Source organism: Dinoroseobacter sp. PD6 (assembly GCF_028807315.1).
Classification (GTDB): Bacteria; Pseudomonadota; Alphaproteobacteria; order Rhodobacterales; family Rhodobacteraceae; genus Dinoroseobacter; species Dinoroseobacter shibae.
On sequence record NZ_JARAMN010000003.1, the window covers coordinates 460991 to 483578 of the forward strand.

Sequence of the window (22588 nt, forward strand, 5' to 3'; positions counted from 1 at the left end):
GCATATGCAGGTGGCGGGCGTCCGGGCTACTCCGCCGCCACCGCCTTGGCGGTCAGCGCCTCCAGTGCGCCGGTCATCTTCGCCAGGTAGGCGGCGTCCGCGGGCAGCCCGTGGGTCGCGACCAGATCCGCCGGAGCATGATAGGCGACGCGCACCCGTCCGTCGGCATCCCGGTAGGCCAGCACGCGCAAGGGCAGGTCGAGCCCCGCGGTCTGCGCGTCCTGCATCGCGGGGGTGCCCAGGGCGGGGTTGCCGAAGATCAGGACCTCGGTGGGTCGCAGCTCCGCGCCGATCTTGGCTGCGCCGCCCGCATGGTCGATCCGGGCGAAGATCGTGGCGCCCGCGCCGGTCACGGCGGCTTCGAGCCGGTCGAGGGTTTGGGCCACGGTGTGGGGGCTGGCCTTTTCGATCATCTCGGCGGAGGCGGCGAGAGGCAGTGCGCTCAGAACCAGGGCGGCGAGGGGGAGGGGGCTGTGCATGGGGTGTCCTTTCGTGATCCCGCGGGTCTATCACCTTCCACGCCGGAGGCCCGTGACAAAGCCGTGACAGGCCCGTGATCACGCCCGCCGCGGAGCCGGTCAGTCGCCGTCGAAGGACGTCAGGGCGTGGACCCCCATATCCATCTCTTCGAGCAGCTTGCGTCCGCCGAGATCGGGCAGGTCGATCACGAAGGCGCAGCCCACCACCTCGGCCCCCAGCCGTTCGATCAACTGTATACCCGCCCGCGCGGTTCCGCCCGTGGCCAGAAGATCGTCGACCAGCAGCACACGCTCGCCGGGCTGGAAGGCGTCGTCGTGGATCTCCACCGTCGCCTTGCCGTATTCGAGCACGTAATCCTGCGCGATTGTCTTGCCGGGCAGCTTGCCCTTCTTGCGGATCGGCACGAAGCCGACGCTGAGTTGATGCGCCACGGCCCCGCCGAGGATGAAGCCCCGCGCCTCCAGCCCCGCGACCTTGTCGATCTTCACGTCCACGAACGGGTCGAGCAGCTGGTCCACGGCGATGCGAAAGCCGCGCGGGTCGGCGAAAAGGGTGGTGACATCGCGGAACATGATCCCCTCATGGGGGAAGTCGGGGATGGTGCGGATGTAGTCTCTGAGGGTTTTGCGGGGGGTCATGGGCAGTCTTTCCTAGGGTCCGAGACGCGCGCATCCTTGGCAATGCGCGCGCGCTGGTCAAGCAGCCTAGAGTCCGCTGGAGAAAAAGGCGCATCGGTCGATGCGAGACTTCGTTCAGAGCTTTGGGATCGGATGACCGCCGTGAGCCCGAACTAGTGGGCGCTCCACCTCGCACCGATGTCCGCTTCTCGGATTGCGGCTACCGCTTGGCGCACTCCGGCGTCATCAGCTCTGAGCGCGTCTGAAGGCAGGACGGGTGCGCGGTCAAAAAATCTGAACCGCTGCGATGCGTTCTGCGACCAAGGGCATCGAAACCCTTTGAGGAGTACACTGACAATGAGCATCGAGACACTTACCTTTGGTGGACGCGGCGGCGACGCATTTGACATCGCCGGGTTCGAAGCGATCGGCCTGAGTTCCGCCTCGCGGATCGACGAGCTGCGGCTGGACAATGCCCGCTACGGCGGCAACGGCGGGAAGAAAGAGAGCGGTCTGTCGTTCAGCAGCGACGAATACATCAATGAAATGGTGATCAGATCGGGAAGCCGGGTCGACCGGATCGAGCTGCGCACCAACCGCGGCCGCGAGTTGGTCCATGGCGGCAATGGCGGCACGCGACATGAGCTGACGAACATTCGCGTGCTCGGCCTTGGCGGGCGTTCCGGCAGCGAACTGGACCAGCTTGCCGTCCACTTCATCCGCGACTACCAGCCCAGCCAGCCGGAGCCCGGCCGCCATACCGCGATCATCGGCGTTGTGCCGCAGGGGGAGCGGATCGAGACCTTCGAGCTGGACCGCACCAGGGAGCTCAATGCCACCCGCCGCCTGTTCCAGACGACCTTCACGGCCAACCAGAGCAGTTCGTTCGGGGGGTCGCTCGGCAGCGCCAAAGGCGAGTTCACCGCAATGGCCAGCAAGTCCTTCGGGCTCACGCAAGTCGTCGAAAAGGAATTCCTGGAGGAGATCGAGACCGAAGAGGTGAACAGCGAGACGGTCACGCGCTCGCCGGGCCGGGGTTTCGTCGGGCTGGAGACGGTTCAGGTAGAGGTCTACCGTGTCGAAGCCCCCTCGCGCGACATCAACGATGCTGTCTGGTGGACCTTCCCCGTTGGCACGCCGGAATACATCGAAGTCCGCGAAGAGATTGGCATCCCGCCGCTCGAAAGCGTCATCGACATGACCGGCATCCTGAGCTTGCAACTGCCGGTGATGGCGCCCCGGAAGACCGAGCGGTTCGGCTGCGACTGGTACGCGGCCCAGCCCTGACACGGCCCGCGCCACTCCGGACAGTCCCCGTCCGAAGTGGCGCCCCGCCCGTCTGGGAGAGGCGCATCTTGCTGGGTGCCGCGCGTCGCGTGAATGATGTCTGAGTGCGGACAGCCGCCAATCGGGTCCAGGTCGGCGAAGTCGCGATTTGGCTGGCTTGCCGAGCCCTCTCCTTACCGAGAGGTCCGCCGAAATCCAAACGTTTCTGCTCCGCCAAAAAACGACCGACTGCGACTAAGCCAGTTCATCCAGAACCGCCGTTGGTGCATGCGCGGCGAAGGTCTGAAAAGTCCCGCATTGCACACAACCGCACAGGCGCGGCCTGACGCAGACCCATGCACAGGGATGACCGTGGACTGACGCGGTGTTCCGTCCAACCTTGCGAGACATACGCAAAAGGCCACCCGTTGCCGGGTGGCCTTGCGTGTTGGCAAATCCGGAGGCTCAGAGGTTTTGCGCCGTCATCTCCCGAGCGATGTGGTCTGCCTGCCGCATGGCCAGCGCCACGATGGTCAGGGTCGGGTTCTCTGCCGCGCCGGTGGTGAATTGCGAGCCGTCCGAGATGAACAGGTTTGGGATGTCGTGGGTTTGCCCCCACTTGTTCACCACCCCATCGCGCGCATTCTCGGACATCCGGTTGGTGCCGAGGTTATGCGTGCTGGGATAGGGCGGCGTCGGGAAGGTGCGGGTCGCCCCCACCGCCTCGTAGATCGCCTGCCCCTGTTGCCAGGCGTGGTTGCGCATGGCGATATCGTTGGGGTGGTCGTCGAAATGCACGTTCGGTGCCGGCAGCCCGTACTGGTCCAGAACATCGGTATTGAGCGTGACCCGGTTGGTCTCCTGGGGCATGTCCTCGCCCACGAGCCACATGCCCGCCATGTTCTCATAGGCATCGAGCGCGGAGGTGAATTCCCGCCCCCAGGCGCCGGGGTCGAGGAAGGCGGCCATGAAGGGCAGGCCGAGGCTGAGCGTCTCCATCTCGTAGCCGCCGACAAAGCCGCGGGACGGGTCGTGCCGGGCCTCGTCGGTGATGATCCCGGCCATGGTCGTGCCGCGCCACATCTTCACCGGCTTGTCGAAGGTCGCATAGACCGAGGCCGTCATGTGGCGCATGTAGTTGCGCCCGACCTGGCCAGACGAGTTCGCCAACCCATCGGGGAACATGGACGAGGCGGAGTTCAGCAGGAGCCGTGGGCTTTCGATCGAGTTGCCCGCCACGGCGACCACGCGGGCCTTCTGCAAATGCTGGTTGCCGTCCGCATCCGCGTAGAGCACGCCGGTGACCTTGCCCGTGTCGTCATGCTCGATCTTCAGAACATGGGCCTGGGTGCGCAGCTCGTAATTGCCGGTATCCAGTGCGCGCGGGATCTCGTCGTAGCTGGGCGACCACTTGGCCGCGACCTTGCAGCCCTGGAAACAGAAGCCCATCTGCTGGCACGGGGTGCCGTCCGCGTTGGTTGAACTCTTGATGGCCATCCGGCCGGTGTGCACGTCCTTGTAGCCGAGCGCCTTGGCGCCCGCTTCGAAAACCTTGTAGTTGTTGTTGCCGGGCAGGCCGGGCCGATCCCCGGTGCGGGTGACGTGCATCTTGTCTTCGGCCGCGGTGTACCACGGATCCATCTCCGCGGCATCGATCGGCCAGTCCAGCAGGGACGCGCCGGGCACGTTGCCATAGGTCGTGCGCGCCTTCCATTCATGCTCCTGGAACCGCAGGCTCGCGCCCGCCCAGTGCACCGCAGAGCCGCCGACGGATTTCACGATCCACGCGGGCAACCCGGAGAAATCCCGGCTGACCCGCCAGTCGCCGGAGGTCGTGCGCGCATCCAGCCAGGCCAACTGGCCAAAGCTCGCCCACTCATCCTGCAGGAAGTCCTGCGGTTCGTGGAACGCGCCCGCCTCCAGCGAGACCACTTTCACACCTTTTTGCGCCAGCTCATTGGCGAGCGTTCCGCCCCCCGCGCCGGTGCCGATAACCACGACGACAGAGTCGTCGTTCAGATCGAACGTCGTTGCCATGTCCGTCTCCTCCCTCAGACCCAATCGATGTCGTCGAAACCGTTTGCGAGATAGCCACCCTTGGTGAAACTCTCGCCTTCATACCCGAACAGAGGCCAGACCTCTTTCTGGTTATAAAGCCCGGTGACGAGACCGCCGCGGATCTGCTGGAAGAACGGGCTGTTTTCCATGCCGCGCAGGATGTCGACGCGGTCGCGCTCCCAGCCTATGGCGAGGTAGCTGTCATAGCCTGCGTTGCGCGCGGCGGCATTCAGGTCGGCAATGCCGTTCTCGATGGTCCCGGCGTCGTCGTCGGTGTCATAGCCCTTGACCGCGGCGGCGTAGAACTTGTCGCCCACGTGGTCGTGCGGATAGATATCCCGTGCCATCTGCACCAGCGTGGCGAAGGTTTCTGGTTTCAGCGCGACGGTTTCGGCCGCCCAGGCCGCGTCGCGCCCGGCGACAAACCCCGCGCCGACCACGAAGCTTGCGCCCGCCGCCGTGGCACGGGACAAAAGCGCCCGTCGTGTCAGGCCCTTGGGCCCTTTGGTCTCGATCATGTTTTCCTCCCAGAAATGATGCGCGGCCTCCCCGCCGCGCCTATTGAAAGCGTCCGCTGCGTTCGAGCACCTCGATCTGGTACCCGTCCGGATCGGCCACGAAGAAAAACCGCCCGACGAGCTTCCCGTCGGGGGCGAATTCCACCAATTTTCGGGGGTTGAGGCCCTCGGCCTCGAAGCGGGCGTGTTCCGCGTCCAGATCATCGACCGAGACCGCGAAATGCCCGTAACCATTGCCCAGGTCATAGGGCTCGGTCTGGCCCTTGTTGACTGTCAGCTCCAGCTCGAAGCCGGTCTCGTCATTACTGAGATAGACGAGCGTGAAGTCCGAGAAATCGAGCCTGTCGGCCACATCGAGCCCGAAGGCGCGCTTGTAGAAATCGACCGACCGCGCCTCGTCCAGAACGCGGATCATGCTGTGGATCGCCTTGGCCAATCCAACCTCCCTGGTGTCTTGTTCCTTGGACGATCAGGGTAACGCCAGGGCAACGAGGGCCGGGTAGTAGGGTTTTACTACTGCCCGTAATTTATGCGGTCATGCGCGGGCGGTCTACTCGGCCGCGATGCCGTTGCCGACCGCGCCGCGGGTCTCGATGTAAAGCAGGGCGGTGCAGCGCAGGAGCGAGGTGAAATTCACCGGCTCGCCACGCGCTTCGAGGACCTCGCCATGCAGGGTGGAGATAAAGGCCGGTGTGCTGCGGCCCTCGGCTTCGGCCATCTCGTCGAGGATGGCCCAGAAGCTGTTTTCCAGACGGATCGACGTGCTCTGCCCGTTCAGGCGCAAGCGCCGCGTGGTACAGGCGTACCGTTCGGGATCCTGATGAGAGAAGATCTGGCACATGGCTGGACACCCCTTCGCATACCTTGCGTTAAAGCTAGCGTGCCGGTCATTTTCTGTCCATTATGCACACGCAGCAGGGGGCTGCGCACCCATTCTCTCAAGTCCGGAAATATCCCGGGGGGTGCGGGGGGCTGGCCCCCCGCCGCGCCCGTTCAGAGCACCCGCCCGGCCACGGCGTCCAGCTTGGCGACCAGCGCCGGGTCGCGTTTCTCCGGCGCAGTGAGGATCGCGTAGTCCAGCGCCCGGTCGCAACCATGGGGGCAGGGGGCGCGGTCGGCCCCCAGCAGCTTGGGCAGGCGTGCGACCAGCCCCTTTGCCTTCTCGGAATTGCCCATCAGGGTCTTGATGATCTCGTTGACATCTACCTCGCCGTGGTCGGGATGCCAGCTGTCGTAATCGGTGATCATCGCGACGCTTGCGTAACACAACTCCGCCTCGCGCGCGAGCTTGGCCTCCGGCATGTTGGTCATGCCGATCACGTCGCAGCCCCAGCTTTCGCGGTACATCTTGCTCTCGGCGAGGGTAGAGAATTGCGGCCCCTCCATCGCGAGGTAGGTGCCGGTTTCATGCACTGTGATGCCCGCATCGCGCCCGGCCGTGAGGCAGGCGGCGCCGAGCCGGGGGCAGGTCGGATGCGCGACGCTGACATGGGCCACGCAGCCGGTGCCGAAAAACGATTTCTCCCGCGCGAAGGTCCGGTCGATGAACTGATCGACGATCACGAAATCGCCCGGTGCCATCTCTTCGCGGAACGATCCGCAGGCGGAGACCGAGATCACATCCGTCACGCCGAGCCGCTTCAGCGCATCGATATTGGCCCGGTACGGCACGGTGCTGGGGCTGTGCACATGGCCGCGGCCATGACGCGGCAGGAACGCCATCTTCACCCCGTCGAGCGTGCCGGTCAGGATCGCGTCCGAAGGCATGCCCCAGGGGCTGTCCACGGTGGTCCATGTGGCCCCTTCGAGCCCGTCGATCTCGTAGAGTCCAGATCCGCCGATAATTCCAATATATGTCTGCATCATAGCCCCCGCATTGTCCCCATAATGGCTAGGCAGCGCGGGACGCAAGGTCAATGGGCCGGGCCCGCCGGAGCGCGACCGTATTGCACCAAGTGCAGGGCGGCATTGCATCTCGGGGCTATGCAGGCCGGTCCAAACCGGGTACGACGCGCCCAACCCCCATTCCCGTTTCCCGAGGTTTCCCCGTGCCCCGAGCTCTGCTGGCATCCTTTGCCAATCGTATCGCCTTTTCCGCCCCGACCGCCGATGAAACCCTCAGCATCTCGCGCATTCGGATCGAGTTGTTGTCCGGCCTGACCGTGGCGCTGGCCCTCGTGCCCGAGGCCGTGGCGTTTGCCTTCGTGGCGGGGGTGCATCCGCTGGTGGGACTTTACGCGGCCTTCATCGTGGGTCTGATCACGGCGCTGATTGGGGGGCGGCCGGGCATGATCTCGGGCGCGACGGGCGCGCTGGCCGTGGTCATGGTGGCGCTGGTGGCCGAGCACGGGGTCGAGTACCTGTTCGCCACGGTGGTGTTGATGGGGATCCTCCAGATCCTCTTCGGCATCTTCAAGCTGGGCAAGTTCATTCGGCTGGTGCCGCATCCGGTAATGCTGGGCTTCGTCAACGGGCTGGCCATCGTGATCTTCCTGGCGCAGCTGACCCAGTTCAAGGTGCCCAACGACGCTGGAGAGATGGTCTGGATGACCGGCTGGCCGCTGGTGATGATGCTGGGTCTGGTGGCGCTGACCATGGCGATCATCTGGGGCATGCCCAAGATCACACGCGTCATTCCCGCGCCGCTGGCGGGGATCGGGATCGTGGCGGTTCTGGTCATCGCCTTCGGGATCGACGTGCCGCGGGTGGGGGATCTGGCATCTATCGCGGGGGGCTTGCCAAGCCTGCATATCCCCGTGGTGCCGCTGAACATGGAGACGCTTCAGATCATCGCGCCCTATGCCTTCATCCTCGCGGCCATCGGCCTGATCGAGAGCCTGCTGACCCTGAACCTCGTGGGGGAGATCACCGGCAAGCGGGGCGGCGCGAGCCAGGAGTGCATCGCCCAAGGCGTCGCCAATACCGTGACCGGATTTTTCGGCGGCATGGGCGGCTGCGCGATGATCGGCCAGTCGATGATCAACGTGAAATCCGGTGGGCGGACGCGGATCGCCGGGGTGGCGGCGGCGCTCTTTCTGTTGCTGTTCATCGTGGCGGCCTCGCCGCTGATCGAGCAGATCCCGCTCGCGGCCCTCGTGGGCGTGATGTTCATGGTGGTGATCGGCACCTTCGCCTGGCAATCCCTGACGATCCTGCGCCGGGTGCCGTTGACGGATGCGCTGGTTATCGTGCTGGTGACGGTGGTCACGGTGCTGACAGACCTTGCCATCGCGGTGGTGGTGGGCGTGATCGTCTCGGCGCTGGCCTATGCCTGGAACAACGCCTCGCGCATCCATGCCAAGACCTACACCACTTCCGAGGGAGCGAAGGTGTACCAGGTGCAGGGGCCGCTCTTTTTCGGCTCGTCCGCCGGGTTCGTCGAGCTGTTCGATGTGACCCATGATCCGGGTCAGGTCATCGTGGACTTCGCCGACAGCCGGGTGGTCGACCAATCTGCACTGACCGCCATCGAAGCCATGGCCGCAAAATACGCCGATGCGGGCAAGAACCTGCAACTGCGCCACCTGAGCCGGGACTGTCACCAGTTGCTGACCAAGGCGGGTCAGTTGATGATCGACAGCGACGATGACCCCGACTACGCCATCGCCGCCGACTACCAGGTCAAGACCGGTATCCTTGGCGGCGGACACTGAGCGGCGACGGGACACTTGCCAGACGGACGGGTTTGGGATTAGAGCGGAAGGGACGGGTGGCAGAGAAGACCCGTCCCCCCACATCGGTAATTCCTGGAAAGGTGTCGCGCCATGATTGTGCGTCGTCCGCTCTCCGCCCGTCTGGAAGCCTGGCTGATGCGCCATGAACAGCATCTGAAATGGCTCGCGCTGTGCCTGGGCGTGGCCAGCACCGTGGCCATCGTGCAGAACTGGCATCCTTGGCCCATGGTGCTGGGCTTGCCCTTCTGCCTGATCTGGATCCTCTGCGCCTGGCTCCATGGCGAGCGGCAGTTGAAATACATCAATATCCTGTTCAGCGCGCTCTATCTCTACGGTCTGACGCGCTACGCGCTGATCGGGGCCTGAGCGGCTCAGTCGTCCGGGCGCGCCAGCGAGAACAGATTGTCGACGCAGGCATAGTCCCTGTAGCCGAGCCGCGACAGCGGCCGAAAAGTGGTCACGTCGAACCGCCCGTCCACCAGGTGCTCGTCGCGCATGTGGATGCCCGTGACCTGACCGAAGACCACGAAATTCGATGGGCCCTCCAGTTGCACGATCTGCGTGAGCCTGCATTCCAGGTTGGCGGGGGCTGCGGCCACGCGGGCGCAGTCGATGGTCTCGCACGGCGCCTTCTCGATGCCCGCGCGGGCGAACTCGTCCACTTCCGCAGGGTAGCTGCCGGAGCTGACATTCATCACGTCGCGCAAGGCATAGGAGACGATGTTCACACAGAACACGCCGGTTTCGCGGATATTTGCCACGCTGTCCTTGGTGTCGCCGCGATCCTCCTTGGCGGAGGTCGAGGCGAACATCACCTGCGGCGGTACGTAAGCCACGGCGTTGAAGAAGGAGTAGGGGGCGAGGTTGTCCTGCCCGTCCGCGCCGCGGCTGGAAATCCAGCCGATAGGGCGCGGCGTGACGATGGCGTTGAACGGATTGTGGGGCAGCCCGTGTCCCTCTTCGGGGCGGTAGAACATGGAAACTCCTCGTTGTTTGCGCATCACCTAACGCCTGTGATAGGCGCGGAGCCAGCAAAAAACGGAGCGCCCCGGTGCAATTGCGGCAGGAAGAACCAGGCGATTGGTGGGAGGTGGAGGCGCTCTTCGATCTGTGCTTCGCGCCCGGTCGCGAGGCGCTGTCATCCTACCGGCTGCGCGACGGGGTTCCGCCAGTGGGCGCGCTGTGCCTGGTGGCGCCGAACGAGGACAATGCGCTGGGCGGGGTCGGTGGCGCGATCCGGTTCTGGCCGATCCGCGTGGGTGGGGCGGAGGCGCTGCTGCTCGGTCCGGTGGCGGTGCACCCGACCCGGCAGGGGGAGGGGTTGGGCGCGCTGCTGATCCAGGCGGGTCTGGAGAAGGCCGCGGCACTGGGCTGGACGCGGGTCCTGCTGGTGGGCGATGCGCCCTATTACGGCCGGTTCGGCTTTGTCCGGGCCGAGGGGATCGAGATGCCCCCGCCGACCAATCCCGACCGGGTGCTGGTCCAGGCGCTGAGCGCGGGCGCGTGGGACGATGTGCGCGGCGAGGTCACGCCCGCGACCCCGGCGCCGTAGACAGACCGGGCCCGGGCGTGTCAGGCTCGGGCATGGTCGGATCCCTCCCCAGGCCCTTGCGGCGCAGCCTGTCCCTGATCGCCCTTTGCGCGTTCGCGGGGCTCATGCCCGTCCCCCATGCCGTTGCGGCGCAGGGCTGCAGCGAGGATGCGATGGTGGTGTTCGACGGGTCCGGGTCGATGTCGGAGATGGGCTTCAACCTGATGGACGAGCCGCGCATCTTCGCCGCGCGGCGCGCCATCCGGCAGGTCATGCCGCAGGTCGCCCCGGTGCGGAATCTCGGCCTGCTGGTCTATGGCCCCGGCCCGCGGGAGGCGTGTGACAATATCGATCTGCGGTTTTCCCCGATCCCCGACGCCGCGCCCCGGAAGATCGCCGAGATTGACCGGCTCATGCCGTCGGGCAACACCCCGCTGACAGCGTCGGTGGCGCGCGCGGCAGAAGCGCTCGATTACCGGACCCGCCCCGGGGTCGTGGTGCTGGTCACGGACGGCAAGGAAACCTGCGGGGGTGCGCCATGTCAGCTTGCGGCCGAACTGGCGGCCGATGCGCCCGCGCTGACCGTGCATGTGATCGGCTTCAAGCTGCGCGGCGAGCATTTCAGCTGGGACAGCGAGAACCAGCATGATTACCGGCAGGGGCAGACCGTGGCGCGCTGCCTCGCGGATCAGACCGGTGGACTGTACCTGACCACGGAAACGGTGGATGAGCTGGTGGCCGCATTGCGCACCACGCTGGGCTGTCCGATTTTCGGTCGGCTGGAGGACGCGGTGCTGCCGGCGGGCTAGTTCTGGTGGCGCAGCCACTCCATCACCGCGGGGCGTACGGTCATGGCGCCCGAGGCGCGCGCCTGGGTGATCACGGCGCGGGCCTCGCGCAGGTCGGAGCGCCGCAACAGGTGCTTGACCGGCCCGATGGAGGCCGGGCGCATGGACAGCGACCGCAACCCCATGGCGGCAAAGCACAGCGCCTCGATCGGGCGGCCCGCATCCTCGCCGCAGAAGCTCAGCGGCGTGCCCACATCGCGGCAGCGGCTCACGATCAGCTCGATCAGGCTCAGGAAACTGACGTTCAGCGTGTCATAGCGGCGGCGCACCCGCTCGTTCTCGCGATCCGCGGCAAAGAAGAACTGTTTGAGATCATTGCCGCCGATGGAGACGAAATCCGCCATCTCGAAGAAGGAGTTGGGCGCAAAGGCCAGGCTGGGGGTTTCCAGCATCGCGCCGATCTCGACGCTCTCGGGCAGGGTGCGTCCAAGCGCGGCCTCGCGGTCGATCTCGCGCAGCAGGGCGTCGCGGGCGCGGGTAAATTCCTCCAGCTGGGCGATGAAGGGAAACATCACCGTCAGGGGCCGCCCGTTGGCCCCCCGGATCAGGGCCTGCAGCTGCATGCGCATCACGCCGGGCTTGTCCAGCCCGACCCGGATCGCGCGCCAACCCAGGGCCGGGTTCGGCTCGTCCTGGGGTTTCATGTAGGGCAGCACCTTGTCGGACCCGATATCCAGCGTCCGGAAGACCACGCGCTTGCCATCGGCCGCATCCAGCACCCGGGCGTAGATCTCGGCCAGTTCCGAGCGGCGTGGCACCTTGGAGCGGGTCAGGAATTGCAACTCGGTCCGGAAAAGCCCGACACCTTCGGCCCCCGAGCTCGGCAGCGACGGCAGATCCGCCATCAGCCCCGCGTTCATGGTCAGGGAAATCACGCTGCCGCAAAGGGTTTCGGCCGGTTTGTCGCGGATCGAGGCATAGCGCTCCTGCGCCTTGGCCTGCATGGCGATCTTGTCGGTGAAATGCGCCAGCACCCGGTCGTCGGGGCGCAGGTGCACGATTCCCTGCTCGCCGTCCACCAGCACCAGATCGCCATTCAGCGCCTCGGTCGTGATGCGTTTGGCATTGACGATCAGGGGGATCGCCAGGGCGCGCGCGACGATGGCCGCATGGGAGCCGACCGAGCCTTCCTCCAGGATGATGCCCTTGAGCGCACGACCGTAATCCAGAAGCTCGCCGGGGCCGATATTGCGCGCCACGAGGATCGGGTCGGCGGGGATCTCGGCCCCGGTTTCGCCGCCCTGGCCCGTGAGCAGCCGCAGAAGCCGGTTCGACAGGTCGTCGAGGTCATGCAGCCGCTCGCGAAGATAGGCGTCGGGCACGCGCTCCATCCGGGAGCGGGCGGCCGATTGCTCCTTCTCGACGGCCGCTTCGGCCGACAGGCCGCTGTCGATGCTTTCCTCCATGCGGCGCATCCAGCCGCGGGAGTTGGCGAACATCCGGTAAGCTTCGAGGATCTGGAGCTGTTCGGCATCGCCCTTGGGCGCGATGTCGAGCATTTCGTCCACGGAGACGCGCAACTGGTCCACCGCCCCGCGGAGGCGGACAAGTTCGGCTTCCGGGTCGTCTGAGACCAGCTTGGTGACGACCACGCGCGGCTCGTGCAGATAGACATGGCCCTTGGCGATGCCTTCCTGGGCGACGCCGCCGCGGATCATGATGGGGTTCTGATGCGGTGCGGCCAGCGCCGCCCCCTCGCCGGTGAAGGCGCCAAGCTCTTTCATCTCGGCCAGCACCATGGCCACGACTTCGAGGGCGTAGATCTCGTCGGTGGAATACTCCCGCTTGGCGCGGGATTGCACCACGAGCACACCGAGGGTTTCGCCAAGTCGCTGGATCGGGACGCCGAGGAAGCTCGAATAGACCTCCTCCCCGGTCTCCGGCATGTAGCGGAACCCCTTGGTGCTGGGCGCATCCGCGGTGTTGATCGCGCGCGAGGTTCGGGCGACGCGTCCGACAAGCCCCTCGCCGATGCGCATCCGGGTCTTGTGGACCGCTTCGGGATTGAGCCCTTCGGTCGCGCACAGCTCCAACGTGTCGGGATCCCGGAACAGGTAGATCGAGCAGACCTCGGTGCGCATGCTGTCGGCGATCAGGCTGGTGATCTTGTCCAGCCGTTCCTGGCCCGCGCCCGCCTCGGCAAGCGTGGCCTGCAAGCGTCTGAGAAGCTTGCGGCTTTCGGTCTCGATACTGTCGGCCATTCTGCCGTCCCGGTCCTTCGCCCGGCATTGCCGGGCTCCTGCGCTCAGGCCCGGTTAGACCATATTCCCCCGCCCATGGGAACGAAAATCAAAGCGCGCGCGGGCTGGGTCGACCGGGCCATCGGCGCTATGCGCGGAGGGGGCCGCCCTTGCCGGGCGTCAAGCTGCGCGGTCCAGCTCGAACGCATCATGCAGGGCCTGCACGGCCAGTTCCATGTACTTGCGCTCGATCAGTACCGAGATCTTGATCTCGGAGGTGGTGATGACGCGGATGTTGATCCCCTCGTCGCGCAGGGCCTGGAACATGCGCGCCGCCACGCCGGCGTGGCTGCGCATCCCGATGCCGACGACCGAGACCTTTGCCACATCCGTGTCGGCCACGAGTTCTTGGAAGTTGATCTCGCCCAGTTCCTTTGCTTCCTTGATCGCCCGTTCGGCCCGCAACACCTGGTCTGTGGGGCACGAGAACGTCATGTCTGTCCGCCCGTCCTCGGAGATGTTCTGGACGATCATGTCCACGTTCACCCCGGCCTCGGACAACGGCCCGAAGATGGCGGCGGCGATCCCGGGCCGGTCGGCCACGGAAATCAGGGTCATTTTCGCCTCGTCGCGGGAATAGGCGACGCCGGAGACAACATTGCTTTCCATAATCTCATCCTCATCGCAGACCAGCGTGCCTGACGTGTCGGTATTTTCCTCGAAGCTCGACAGTACCCGCAGGGGGACCTTGAAGCGCATGGCCAGCTCGACCGAGCGTGTTTGCAGGACCTTGGCGCCGAGCGAGGCCAGCTCGAGCATTTCCTCATAGGCGATGCGGTCCAGTTTGCGGGCCTTGTCTTCGATCCGGGGGTCGGTGGTGTAGACCCCGTCCACATCCGTGTAGATGTCGCAACGCACCGCGCCGAAGGCAGCGGCGAAGGCCACGGCGGTGGTGTCGGACCCACCCCGGCCCAGGGTGGTGATGCGGCCCTCGGGGCTGATCCCCTGGAAGCCCGCGATCACGGCCACCTGCATGCCCTCGTCGAACTTCGCGTCGAGATTGGCGCGGGGGATTTCCTCGATCCGGGCAGCGGCATGGGCGGAATTGGTGCGCAGGGGCACCTGCCAACCCTGCCAGGAGCGGGCGGGGATTTCCATCTCCTGCAAGGTGAGCGCAAGCAGGCCCGCGGTGACGTTCTCGCCCGAGGAGACCACGGCGTCGTATTCGCGGGCGTCGTAGAGCGGCGATGTCTTGCCCACCCAGCCGACCAGTTCGTTTGTCTTGCCGGACATGGCCGAGACGATCACGATTACCTTGTGACCGCGGGCAACCTCGCGCTGCACCTTCTCGGCGGCGTTCTTGATCTTGTCGAGATCGGCAACGGAGGTGCCGCCGAATTTCATCACCAGAATGGACATTTGCGTCTCTCGTCCCTCGTATTGCGCGCCCGTGTACGGGAACCGGGGGGGAGGGGCAAGAGACAGGGACGTCGCGGGGCCAAGCGCCTTCGAAGGCGCTTGAAAGGCGCTTGCAAGCGCCTTGGTCGCGCGCCATCCCACAGCCTTGTCCGAGTTACAGCGCGCGCAAGGGCCCGGCCGCCCGGTCCCGAAGCGGGCCGCCTGGGACGGTCTAAGCGCCTTCGAAGGCGCTTGGCCGCCGCCCTTACCCCCGCGCGAACCCCATCGTGCGGGGACGCGCGGCGGGTGCACCCGGAGGGCGCTGCGCGCCTAGAAGTGGACCGACTTGGCGTCGATCGGTGGGGTCAGGGGCGGGGCGAACTTGGTCAGGTTGATCCCTTCGACCGCTGTCTTGTACTCCTCGACCGTCGGGGTGCGCCCGAGGATCGCCGAGAGCACCACGACCGGGGTCGAGCCGAGCAGGGATTCGCCCTTCTTGGTTTCGCTGTCGGCCACCACGCGGCCCTGGAACAGGCGGGTGGAGGTTGCCAGGACAGTGTCACCCTTGGCCGCCTTCTCCTGGTTGCCCATGCACAGGTTGCAGCCCGGACGTTCGAGATAGAGGATATTCTCGTATTCCGTGCGCGCCTTTTCCTTCGGCGCGGAATCGTCGAACTCGAAGCCCGCGTATTTCTGCAGCACGTCCCAGTCGCCCTCTTCCTTCAATTCGTCGATGATGTTGTAGGTCGGCGCGGCGAGCACCAGCGGCGCCTTGAACTTGACCTCGCCATTGGCCTTTTCGAGATTGCGCAGCATCTGGGCCACGATCTTCACGTCGCCCTTGTGCACCATGCAGGAGCCCACGAAGCCGAGGTCGATCTTCTTCTCCGCGCCGTAATAGGAAATCGGCCGGATCGTGTCGTGGGTGTAGCGTTTCGAGACATCGGCGTTGTGCACATCCGGGTCCGCGATCATCGGCTCCACGATCTGGTCGAGGTTCACCACCACTTCGGCGAAGTACCGGGCGGTGTCATCGGGTTTCAGGGCGGGCTTTTCGCCCGACCGGATCTCGGCGATGCGCGCATCGGCCTTGGCGATCAGCCCGGCGAGCATCTGCACATCGTTGTCCATGCCCTTGTCGATCATCACCTGGATCCGTTGCTTGGCGATTTCGAGGGACTCGATCAGCGTGTCGTCGTTGGAGATGCAGATCGACGCCTTCGCCTTCATCTCGGCGGTCCAGTCGGTGAAGGTGAAGGCCTGGTCCGCCAGCAGCGTGCCGATATGCACCTCGATCACCCGGCCTTGGAAGACGTTGTCGCCGTGTTGGGCCAGCATCTGCGCCTGGGTGGCGTGGACCACGTCGCGGAAATCCATGTGATCGGCCATCTTGCCCTTGAAGGTCACCTTGACCGACTCCGGGATCGGCATGGTCGCCTCGCCCGTGGCGAGTGCGAGCGCCACCGTGCCGCTGTCGGCGCCGAAGGCCACGCCTTTGGACATGCGCGTGTGGCTGTCGCCGCCGATGATGATGTCCCAATCGCTCACGGTGATGTCGTTCAGGACCTTGTGGATCACGTCGGTCATCGAGTGATAGACGCCCTTGGGGTCGCGCGCGGTGATCAACCCGAACTTATGCATGAACGCCATCAGGCGCGGGGTGTTGGCTTGCGCCTTGAGGTCCCAGACCGAGGCGGTGTGACAGCCCGACTGGTATGCACCGTCCACGGTCGGCGACAGCACCGTGGCGGCCATCGCTTCCAGCTCCTGCGAAGTCATCAGGCCGGTGGTGTCCTGGGAGCCGACGATATTGACCTGCACCCGCACGTCCGAGCCCGCATGGAGCACCTTGCCCGGGGTGACGCCGCGGGCATTGGCGTTGAAGATCTTTTCGACGGCAGTCAGGCCCTGGCCCTCGTGAGAGATTTCCTTGGCCGGGGCAAAGACCGGCGTCGGCTCCACGCCCAGCGTTTCGGCGGCCAGGGTTTGCAGCTTCTTGCCGAAGACCACGGCATAAGAGCCGCCGGCCTTCATGAACTCGACGGCCTGCGGGCTGAACGCGGAAGAGACATCCGCCAGCTCTTCGCCGCCATCGGCGCTCATCAGCTTGCGCGCCTTGGTGTCGATCTTCAAAACGGTGCCTGTGTCGACGGAGTATTTCTGCTCCAGGATCGGGTTGCCGTCGTTGTTCAGGATCGGGTTGCCGTCCGCGTCGACCTTCTTGACCCAGTTCTTCAGATCAATGCCGATCCCGCCGGTCACGCCGACGGTGGTCATGAAGATCGGGGAGATGCCGTTGGTGCCCGCGACCACGGGGGCGATGTTGACGAAAGGCACGTAGGGGCTGGCCTGTTTGCCGGTCCAGAGTGCCACGTTGTTCACGCCGGACATGCGCGACGAGCCCACGCCCATGGTGCCCTTCTCGGCGATCAGCATGACGCGCTTGCCCGGATGCTGCAGCTTCAGTGCCTCGATCTCTTTCTGGGCGGCTTCGGAGATCATGCATTTACCGTGCAGTTCCCGGTCCGAGCGCGAGTGCGCCTGGTTGCCGGGGGAGAGCAAGTCGGTGGAGATATCGCCCTCGGCGGCGATATAGGTCACGACCTCGATCTCGTCCTCGATCTCGGGCAGCGTGGTGAAGAACTCCGCCCGGGCGTAGCTTTGAAGGATGCCGGTGGCCACGGCGTTGCCGGCCTCATGGGCCGCTTTCAGCCGGTCGGTATCGGCCTCGTAGAGGAACACCTGGGTCTTGAGTACCTCCGCCGCCTGGGCGGCGAGGCTGGCATCATCGCCGAGTGCGATGTCGAGCAGCACTTCGACCGAGGGCCCGCCGCGCATGTGCGACAGAAGCTCGAAAGCGAAATCGGGCGTGATCTCGGCCACTACCGACTCGCCAAGGATGATCTCCTTGAGGAATTGCGCCTTCGCCCCCGCCGCACTCGTGGTGCCGGGCAGGGTGTTGTAGATGAAGAATTGCAGCGAGGCCGCGCGATGTTCATGCGCCGGATCCTTGATCTGGGCGATGATTTCGCTCGTCAGGGCGGCGTCATCGATGGGCTTGGGTTGCAAGCCTTGTTCTTTGCGCGCGGCGATTTCTTCGAGATAGGCTGTGTACAAGCTCATGGCGGACCCGGTCGTTGAATGCTGTGGGGATGTGCCGTCCGGACTTTTGGGTCCGACGCACGGGCTGTATATTCTGTATACCGTGGTATGCTACGTGTTTCGGAGGTGCAAGCCGGCGAGACGTGGCATGTTGCCCCACATGTTACTGCGCGAGAGGCCCTCGGCGCGTCGCGACCCGACGCCGCGTACGCCGACAGGTGCATGTGGAACGTCTTTCTTGCCCCGAGTCTCCGGGGGTGTTTATGGAATTAAAACAGAAATTTGCATGGCGAACTTCAGCTGAGATATCAGCTTCAGGTCGCGCGCCCTGCGCCGTGTAAAATAGACCCGGGCGGCCGCTTGAATGGGTGCAATGCAGCGGGGTTGCGACCAGAGCGCGTCCATGGACAAGCCCCTTGTCCGACTCGGCGCTGCGACATCCTTGGACTGGATCCGCCGCCAACGCCCAAGCATCACGACCCGACCGGGCCAGAGGGCCCGCGGGGCTGGATCACAGCCCGCTCAGCCAGACCCCATGACCCCCCGAGCGAACGGGTCGGCGCCGAAGCGGCTGGGCGCCAGGCGGCGCAGGGCGCTCACGATGGCGGAAACTGACTCGTCGGGCGTGCGCATGTATGTATCGATGGTCAGGTCGGCCTCGGGCCACTCGTCGATCTGCCGCGCCTGTACGCTCTGCCAGTCGGGCAGGCCTTGCCGTGGACGTTCGGTCAGGCGTTTCTCCACCCGGCGGCGATGCTCCTGAAGATCGGAGCACTGGATATTGACCTGCACCATCTTGGCCTGACAGCCCATCGCAACGCTCATCCAGGCGTTGCGTGTCATGGCGATCGGGTTGACGCAATCGGCGATCACCACATGGCCGAGATCGAGGTTGGAGGTCGCCACCTGGTAGGCCACGTTGTAGCCCAGTGGCCCGATATCGGCCCCGAGCCGTGCTTTCAGCGGGGCCTCGATCCGGTCGATGACCAGGTGCACCGCGCCGATCTGCGCCGCCAGGGCCTCGGCAATGGTCGATTTGCCCGCTCCCGGCAAGCCGCCGAAAACAATCAGAACCCCAGGGTCCGGCAATGCGTCGTCAATAGGGGTGCGCTTGTCCATTCCACATCTCGAAGCAGCCGGAGGTGTCCAGGGTCAGGGCCTCGAACCGGTCGGCGAGGCCTTGTGCTGACTGGGCCGGAGTGAGATGCGCGGTGGGACCGCCCATGTCCGTCTGCACCCAGCCCGGGTGATAGATGCCGACCGAAATTCCCAGGCCCGCGAGGTCCGTGGCCAGGTTGCGCCCGAGGTTCAGCGCCGCCGCCTTGGACGCCCGGTAGATATAGGAGCGCCCCGGCGCGTGCGTGTGCGACGCCATTTGCGAGGAAATGATCGCGATCTTGGCCTGCCGGGCCTGCTGCAGCTGTGGCAGGAGCGACTGGACCGACAGGAACACCCCCATCACGTTGGTCTCGAACATCCGCGCCCACATCTGCGGCGGGTAGCCATCGGCCAGGTTTTCTTCCCGATCGAGATAGATCCCGGCATTGCAGACCAGCAGATCGATCGGGCGTCCGTCCAGATGCGCGCTCAGCGCCGCATGGCTGTCTGGGTCCGTGACATTGAGCGGGTGCCATGACACGCCGTCGATCGTCTCCGGCGGGGCCGTGCGATAGGTGCCCAGAACGGAATGTCCACGCGCCGCAAGCACGCGGGTCAATTCCAGTCCGATGCCTCGAGAGGCGCCTGTCACCACGCTCTGCATGCGGTCAGTTCGATTTCGTGCGGTTCGAGAAGGGCAGGGGCAGGATGGGCACACCCTCCTCTGCGAGCGCCCGGGCCTCGTCGAGCCGCGCCTCGCCATGGATTGCGCGCGTTGGCGCGTCGCCGAGATGCATCGCCCGGGCCTCGGTCGCGAAATCCGTGCCGACATAGTCCGACGAGGCCTCGACCTCGGCCCGCAGGCGGGCAATGGCCTGCGCCAGGGGGCTGTCGGGCTCGGAAAGAGAAAAACTCTTGCCATCGGCGCCCGGCGCGGTCGCGGCAGCTTCGGGTGGGAGGGGGGCGATTTCGCGGCTGCGAGAGGCCTGAACGCGGGGCGCCATGAGGGTCTTGTCAACCTCTGGCGAGCCGCAGACGGCACAGCTCGTCATCCGCGATTTGCGAAGTTTTTCAAAGGCATCGGCGGAATGAAACCATGCGTCGAAAACATGGTCACGGTCACATTTCAGAGTGTAACGGATCATGTAAAAACGGCCTTGCAATGAGACTGGGAACCGGACCAGCGAACCTACAGTATGCCGAACGTCCTAAAAAGCAAAGAACTGCGCAAGGGTTTGCCGGTATGTCGCGGCTGCTCACGCGCCTCGGGTCACAGATGCACGAGACTGGGGTCGAAATCGCGCAGGATCCGGCGCAACTCCGGCTCCGTGACCCGGGCGGCGGCCTTCTTGCGCGAGAACCACTTGCGCTTGCGGGCCTTCTGCTCGGGGAATTTTTCCGCCAGGCGGCTGACCTTCACGGGGAACACCGCGACGACGACCGGCAGCCGGTCCCGGTCTTCAAGCGCCTTGAGATAGGAATAGAGCCCGAGGCAGGTCTCGGAGATCCGGCCCTCGATCCCGGCTTCTTCCCAGGCTTCGCGGGCCGCGCTCGCGGTGGCAGAAAGGCCCGCTTCGGGCCAGCCCTTGGGGATGATCCAGCGCCCGGTCTCGCGGCTGGTAATCAAGAGGATCTGCACCTTGCCGTTCACCACCCGGTAGGGCAGCACGCCGAACTGGGTGCGTACATCGCGCTTGCCGGATTTGCCCAGTTGCAGGGGATGCTGCTTGTTTCTGGCGGCTACGACCATGATCCATGTCACCCGGCGCTGCGGCGGCGACCCCTGCCGCTTCATTGTGGGGGAAGCTACAAGTTGCGGCCAGGGGATGCCAGCCGTGATTTGCCGACCCCGTGCCATTTGAAACCCGGCTTCATCTCTCTATGTCACGGGATATGCGAGCGTTCTGGAGAGAGTGACATGCGATTTCTCAGAAGCCTGATCTTTGCGAGCGTCCCCCTTGTGGCGGTGGTCGGGCTTGTCGCGGGCAGCAGCGTTGCCGCCCGGCCGGCGACCTCCGATCCCTTGCCGGACGGGGCCGGGGCCTTCATGGCGATCGAGGGCGTGCCCTTGAACCTGTCCGACTGGGCCGGGCAGCCGGTTCTGGTGGTCAATACCGCATCGCGCTGTGGCTTTACCGATCAGTACGCGGGTCTGCAGGCGCTCCAGGACCGTTACGGCACCGACAGGCTGACCGTTCTGGCGGTGCCCTCGGACAGCTTCAACCAGGAATTGGCCACGGCCGAAGAGGTCGCGGAGTTCTGTGCGCTGAACTATGATCTGACGCTACCGATGACCGACATCACCCCGGTGCGCGGCACCGGGGCGCATCCTTTCTACGCCTGGCTGGCCGAGACACAAAACGTCGTGCCCCGTTGGAATTTCACCAAGATCCTGCTCGATGGCGAAGGGCGGTTCGTGGCCCATTTCGACACCGCAACGCGGCCCCTCTCGCCCCGGATCACGCGGGAAATCGACGCCTTGATCGCCCGGTGACGCCGCTTTTCATCGGGGCCGAGATCTATCGCAACTCGACCTATGGCGGCTGGCATCCGTTGCGCATCCCGCGTGTTTCGACGGCCATGGACCTGTCCCGTGCGCTGGGCTGGTTGCCGCGCGGCCAGTACCGCGTCAGCCCGCGCGCCAAGCCCGCGGCCCTGCATATCTGGCACGATCCGGACTACGTGGCCGCGTTGGTGCAGGCCGAGGCCGATGGCACGGTCAGCGACGCCGTGCGTGCCCGGCACAACCTCGGCACGCCCTCCAACCCGGTCTTCGGCGAGGTCTTTCGCCGCCCGGCCACTGCGGCGGGCGGCTCCATGCTGGCGGGGGCGATCCTCGGGGCGGGGCCTGGCGTGGTCTATCACCCGGCGGGCGGCACCCATCACGGACTGCCGGACCGGGCCAACGGATTTTGCTATCTCAACGATCCGGTGCTGGCGATGTTGTCGCTGCGGCAGGCCGGTCTGCGCCGCATTGCATACGTGGATATCGACGCGCATCATTGCGACGGGGTGGCGGTGGCCTTTCGGGGCGATCCGGATGTGTTGATGATCTCGCTCCACGAGGAAAAACGCTGGCCCTTCACCGGCGCGCTGGAGGAGACCGAAGGCGGCTCGGCCCTCAACCTGCCGGTGCCGCGGGGGCTGAACGATACGGAGATGGCCTTCATCCGCGACGCACTGATCGTGCCTGCGGTGGCAGCCTTCGCGCCCGAAGCCATCGTGCTGCAATGCGGTGCGGATGCGGTGGAGGAAGACCCCCTGTCGCGTCTCGCCTTGTCCAACAACGCCCACTGGGCGGTGGTGTCCGCCTTGGGGGCGCTGACCGACCGGTACCTGGTTCTGGGGGGCGGGGGCTACAACCCCTGGACGGTCGGGCGCCTGTGGGCCGGGGTATGGGCGACCCTGAACGGGCTGGAGATCCCGGAGCGTTTACCGCCCGAGGCCGAGGCGGTGCAGCGGTGCCTGTCCTGGGCCGGGGCGAAGATGACCCGGGCGCCGGAACCGGCCCTGTTTACCACTTTGCGCGATGCGCCGCGTCCGGGACCGGTGCGCGATGTGCTGCGCGTGCGCGTGGCGGTGTTGCAGGCGCGTTCCGCGGTTTTGGTCGGCTAATTGGTCCCTAAAAAGTTGGCCGGCCCCTTGTTTCCTTGGGGCCGGCCGTTCGCGACGCACCTTTTTTGCTCTGTCGAGCGTATTGGGCTTTGGGGCGTCGGTTTGGCGGGCGGGGAGGGAGGGGCCCCGCCGCGCCTTGGGGGTTTGTTAAGGGCTTTGTTTTACTCGTTGCTTGAGCCTTTTGCGCCCTTGATTGCGGCGAG

The 22588-nt window shown here is 65.5% G+C and carries 23 protein-coding genes; 7 read left to right on the top strand and 16 right to left on the bottom strand.

Features of this window, described 5'->3' with window-relative positions; genetic code table 11:
• Positions 1-26 precede the first annotated feature (26 nt).
• A complete protein-coding gene (locus tag PVW48_RS07930; protein ID WP_274580951.1) occupies positions 27-479 on the bottom strand; it encodes a DUF302 domain-containing protein in 453 nt (150 codons plus the stop codon).
• Between the two features lie 99 nt (positions 480-578).
• Positions 579-1118: an adenine phosphoribosyltransferase gene (locus PVW48_RS07935; RefSeq protein WP_274580952.1), complete on the bottom strand. Its 540-nt coding sequence runs from the start codon at positions 1116-1118 to the stop codon at positions 579-581.
• A gap of 336 nt (positions 1119-1454) precedes the next feature.
• Between PVW48_RS07935 and PVW48_RS07940 the strand changes: the two genes are divergently transcribed.
• A complete protein-coding gene (locus PVW48_RS07940) occupies positions 1455-2384 on the top strand; it encodes a jacalin-like lectin (RefSeq protein WP_274580953.1) in 930 nt (309 codons plus the stop codon).
• Positions 2385-2828: 444 nt separating this feature from the next.
• On the opposite strand, the gene PVW48_RS07945 is transcribed toward PVW48_RS07940, so the two are convergent.
• The 5 genes from PVW48_RS07945 to PVW48_RS07965 all read right to left on the bottom strand — a co-directional run bounded on the left by PVW48_RS07945 (position 2829) and on the right by PVW48_RS07965 (position 6805).
• Positions 2829-4400 carry a GMC family oxidoreductase gene (locus tag PVW48_RS07945; RefSeq protein ID WP_274580954.1) on the bottom strand — a complete coding sequence of 524 codons (1572 nt, stop codon included), beginning with the start codon at positions 4398-4400 and terminating at the stop codon, positions 2829-2831.
• Between the two features lie 14 nt (positions 4401-4414).
• On the bottom strand, positions 4415-4939 hold the full coding sequence (locus tag PVW48_RS07950) for a hypothetical protein (protein ID WP_012178741.1): 525 nt from the start codon (positions 4937-4939) through the stop codon (positions 4415-4417).
• 40 nt (positions 4940-4979) lie between these two features.
• Positions 4980-5375 carry a VOC family protein gene (locus PVW48_RS07955; protein ID WP_012178740.1) on the bottom strand — a complete coding sequence of 132 codons (396 nt, stop codon included), beginning with the start codon at positions 5373-5375 and terminating at the stop codon, positions 4980-4982.
• 114 nt (positions 5376-5489) lie between these two features.
• Complete coding sequence (locus PVW48_RS07960; protein WP_274580956.1) at positions 5490-5780, bottom strand: ribbon-helix-helix domain-containing protein; 291 nt, start codon at positions 5778-5780, stop codon at positions 5490-5492.
• Between the two features lie 152 nt (positions 5781-5932).
• Entirely contained in the window at positions 5933-6805 is an 873-nt protein-coding gene (locus tag PVW48_RS07965; RefSeq protein WP_274580957.1) for an S-methyl-5'-thioadenosine phosphorylase, read from the bottom strand.
• Positions 6806-6987: 182 nt separating this feature from the next.
• On the opposite strand from PVW48_RS07965, the gene PVW48_RS07970 reads away from it, so the two are divergent.
• Positions 6988-8592, top strand: coding sequence for a SulP family inorganic anion transporter (locus PVW48_RS07970; RefSeq protein WP_274580958.1), 1605 nt, complete (start codon positions 6988-6990; stop codon positions 8590-8592).
• Between the two features lie 111 nt (positions 8593-8703).
• Complete coding sequence (locus tag PVW48_RS07975) at positions 8704-8979, top strand: hypothetical protein (protein WP_012178736.1); 276 nt, start codon at positions 8704-8706, stop codon at positions 8977-8979.
• A 5-nt stretch (positions 8980-8984) separates the two neighbouring features.
• Here the strand turns inward: PVW48_RS07975 and PVW48_RS07980 are convergent, their stop codons facing one another.
• The gene (locus tag PVW48_RS07980) at positions 8985-9590 is read right to left on the bottom strand and encodes a flavin reductase family protein (RefSeq protein ID WP_274580959.1); all 606 of its coding nucleotides are present in this window, start codon (positions 9588-9590) and stop codon (positions 8985-8987) included.
• A 74-nt stretch (positions 9591-9664) separates the two neighbouring features.
• On the opposite strand from PVW48_RS07980, the gene PVW48_RS07985 reads away from it, so the two are divergent.
• Positions 9665-10165: a GNAT family N-acetyltransferase gene (locus PVW48_RS07985; protein WP_012178734.1), complete on the top strand. Its 501-nt coding sequence runs from the start codon at positions 9665-9667 to the stop codon at positions 10163-10165.
• Between the two features lie 32 nt (positions 10166-10197).
• A complete protein-coding gene (locus tag PVW48_RS07990) occupies positions 10198-10953 on the top strand; it encodes a vWA domain-containing protein (protein WP_274580960.1) in 756 nt (251 codons plus the stop codon).
• On the opposite strand, the gene ptsP is transcribed toward PVW48_RS07990, so the two are convergent.
• From ptsP to PVW48_RS08030, 8 genes are all read right to left on the bottom strand, one after another.
• Positions 10950-13193 (bottom strand): phosphoenolpyruvate--protein phosphotransferase, encoded by a 2244-nt coding sequence (gene ptsP / locus PVW48_RS07995; RefSeq protein ID WP_274580961.1) that lies wholly within the window; start codon positions 13191-13193, stop codon positions 10950-10952. The genes PVW48_RS07990 and ptsP overlap by 4 nt on opposite strands.
• Positions 13194-13352: 159 nt before the next feature.
• Entirely contained in the window at positions 13353-14591 is a 1239-nt protein-coding gene (locus PVW48_RS08000; protein WP_012178731.1) for an aspartate kinase, read from the bottom strand.
• 309 nt (positions 14592-14900) lie between these two features.
• Positions 14901-17693: a bifunctional aconitate hydratase 2/2-methylisocitrate dehydratase gene (locus PVW48_RS08005; RefSeq protein WP_274580962.1), complete on the bottom strand. Its 2793-nt coding sequence runs from the start codon at positions 17691-17693 to the stop codon at positions 14901-14903.
• A gap of 240 nt (positions 17694-17933) precedes the next feature.
• The gene (locus PVW48_RS08010) at positions 17934-18077 is read right to left on the bottom strand and encodes a hypothetical protein (RefSeq protein ID WP_274580963.1); all 144 of its coding nucleotides are present in this window, start codon (positions 18075-18077) and stop codon (positions 17934-17936) included.
• A gap of 117 nt (positions 18078-18194) precedes the next feature.
• Positions 18195-18791, bottom strand: a complete 597-nt coding sequence (locus PVW48_RS08015) for an AAA family ATPase (protein ID WP_274580964.1) — start codon at positions 18789-18791, stop codon at positions 18195-18197.
• Complete coding sequence (locus tag PVW48_RS08020) at positions 18769-19434, bottom strand: SDR family oxidoreductase (RefSeq protein WP_012178728.1); 666 nt, start codon at positions 19432-19434, stop codon at positions 18769-18771. The genes PVW48_RS08015 and PVW48_RS08020 overlap by 23 nt, the downstream gene beginning before the upstream one ends.
• 4 nt (positions 19435-19438) lie before the next feature.
• Positions 19439-19915 (bottom strand): DUF1178 family protein, encoded by a 477-nt coding sequence (locus tag PVW48_RS08025; protein ID WP_012178727.1) that lies wholly within the window; start codon positions 19913-19915, stop codon positions 19439-19441.
• A 125-nt stretch (positions 19916-20040) separates the two neighbouring features.
• Positions 20041-20520 carry an NUDIX hydrolase gene (locus PVW48_RS08030; RefSeq protein ID WP_274580980.1) on the bottom strand — a complete coding sequence of 160 codons (480 nt, stop codon included), beginning with the start codon at positions 20518-20520 and terminating at the stop codon, positions 20041-20043.
• Positions 20521-20688: 168 nt separating this feature from the next.
• Here PVW48_RS08030 and PVW48_RS08035 point away from each other — a divergent pair, with 168 nt between their 5' ends.
• On the top strand, positions 20689-21264 hold the full coding sequence (locus PVW48_RS08035) for a glutathione peroxidase (RefSeq protein WP_274580965.1): 576 nt from the start codon (positions 20689-20691) through the stop codon (positions 21262-21264).
• Complete coding sequence (locus tag PVW48_RS08040) at positions 21261-22385, top strand: acetoin utilization protein AcuC (protein WP_274580966.1); 1125 nt, start codon at positions 21261-21263, stop codon at positions 22383-22385. Before PVW48_RS08035 ends, PVW48_RS08040 begins: the two co-directional genes overlap by 4 nt.
• Positions 22386-22588: the final 203 nt, after the last annotated feature.

What these genes read in the sequence shown, in the direction of transcription:
- PVW48_RS08025 (WP_012178727.1), bottom strand. Translation starts at nt 19,915, where the DNA reads ATGATCCGTTACACTCTGAAATGTGACCGTGACCATGTTTTCGACGCA.
- PVW48_RS07940 (WP_274580953.1), top strand. Translation starts at nt 1,455, where the DNA reads ATGAGCATCGAGACACTTACCTTTGGTGGACGCGGCGGCGACGCATTT.
- PVW48_RS08010 (WP_274580963.1), bottom strand. Translation starts at nt 18,077, where the DNA reads ATGGACGCGCTCTGGTCGCAACCCCGCTGCATTGCACCCATTCAAGCG.
- PVW48_RS08035 (WP_274580965.1), top strand. Translation starts at nt 20,689, where the DNA reads ATGCGATTTCTCAGAAGCCTGATCTTTGCGAGCGTCCCCCTTGTGGCG.
- PVW48_RS07980 (WP_274580959.1), bottom strand. Translation starts at nt 9,590, where the DNA reads ATGTTCTACCGCCCCGAAGAGGGACACGGGCTGCCCCACAATCCGTTC.
- PVW48_RS07990 (WP_274580960.1), top strand. Translation starts at nt 10,198, where the DNA reads ATGGTCGGATCCCTCCCCAGGCCCTTGCGGCGCAGCCTGTCCCTGATC.
- PVW48_RS08015 (WP_274580964.1), bottom strand. Translation starts at nt 18,791, where the DNA reads ATGGACAAGCGCACCCCTATTGACGACGCATTGCCGGACCCTGGGGTT.
- PVW48_RS07935 (WP_274580952.1), bottom strand. Translation starts at nt 1,118, where the DNA reads ATGACCCCCCGCAAAACCCTCAGAGACTACATCCGCACCATCCCCGAC.
- PVW48_RS08005 (WP_274580962.1), bottom strand. Translation starts at nt 17,693, where the DNA reads ATGAGCTTGTACACAGCCTATCTCGAAGAAATCGCCGCGCGCAAAGAA.
- PVW48_RS07930 (WP_274580951.1), bottom strand. Translation starts at nt 479, where the DNA reads ATGCACAGCCCCCTCCCCCTCGCCGCCCTGGTTCTGAGCGCACTGCCT.
- PVW48_RS08020 (WP_012178728.1), bottom strand. Translation starts at nt 19,434, where the DNA reads ATGCAGAGCGTGGTGACAGGCGCCTCTCGAGGCATCGGACTGGAATTG.
- PVW48_RS07965 (WP_274580957.1), bottom strand. Translation starts at nt 6,805, where the DNA reads ATGATGCAGACATATATTGGAATTATCGGCGGATCTGGACTCTACGAG.
- PVW48_RS08000 (WP_012178731.1), bottom strand. Translation starts at nt 14,591, where the DNA reads ATGTCCATTCTGGTGATGAAATTCGGCGGCACCTCCGTTGCCGATCTC.
- PVW48_RS07975 (WP_012178736.1), top strand. Translation starts at nt 8,704, where the DNA reads ATGATTGTGCGTCGTCCGCTCTCCGCCCGTCTGGAAGCCTGGCTGATG.
- PVW48_RS07945 (WP_274580954.1), bottom strand. Translation starts at nt 4,400, where the DNA reads ATGGCAACGACGTTCGATCTGAACGACGACTCTGTCGTCGTGGTTATC.
- ptsP (WP_274580961.1), bottom strand. Translation starts at nt 13,193, where the DNA reads ATGGCCGACAGTATCGAGACCGAAAGCCGCAAGCTTCTCAGACGCTTG.
- PVW48_RS08030 (WP_274580980.1), bottom strand. Translation starts at nt 20,520, where the DNA reads ATGGTCGTAGCCGCCAGAAACAAGCAGCATCCCCTGCAACTGGGCAAA.
- PVW48_RS07950 (WP_012178741.1), bottom strand. Translation starts at nt 4,939, where the DNA reads ATGATCGAGACCAAAGGGCCCAAGGGCCTGACACGACGGGCGCTTTTG.
- PVW48_RS07960 (WP_274580956.1), bottom strand. Translation starts at nt 5,780, where the DNA reads ATGTGCCAGATCTTCTCTCATCAGGATCCCGAACGGTACGCCTGTACC.